The organism is Anaerovibrio lipolyticus (genome assembly GCF_021531495.1).
GTDB lineage: Bacteria > Bacillota > Negativicutes > Selenomonadales > Selenomonadaceae > Anaerovibrio.
Window position 1 is genome coordinate 1 of record NZ_JADYTY010000090.1, and the last position, 442, is coordinate 442.

A 442-nucleotide genomic window follows, 5' to 3' on the forward strand; every position below is an offset into this window, starting at 1 on the left:
CCTTATTTTTACTAAGCTGTACAAAATAGTCTGCAATAATCTGAAAATCACTGGTAAATTTTTCTACCTGCTCACCTGTGAGCCTTGGCACATCAATCAGATTGATTTTGTAGTCATTAACAAATGGCTTCAATTCATCAGATATTTTCAATACATCATACAATCTCAATGGCTTCTTCCAAGGTACTTTGCCAAAATATAGCACAATAGTTACAACTGGATAACGCTCCTGTCGGATTTTATGCTTTTTGCCTGTAGCTTCATCAATGACTATTTCATCCTGATTCATTTCATCCCGATAGGAGCTGCCATCATAACCAATCACCCGCAATGGCATATCCATATCTATAGCAAGCTGATTCTCAACTCCCAGCAGGGCTAGACGAATATAACAATTCTTATCCGTCCAATATTTAGCTACATCCCTCTCCTGTTCATGTAT

The 442-nt window shown here is 37.8% G+C and carries 1 protein-coding gene; it reads right to left on the minus strand.

Annotated elements, in window-relative coordinates; translation table 11 throughout:
- Positions 1 to 442 (minus strand): Rpn family recombination-promoting nuclease/putative transposase (locus I6E26_RS11110; RefSeq protein ID WP_235321926.1); only part of this gene is annotated, 442 nt, incomplete at both ends.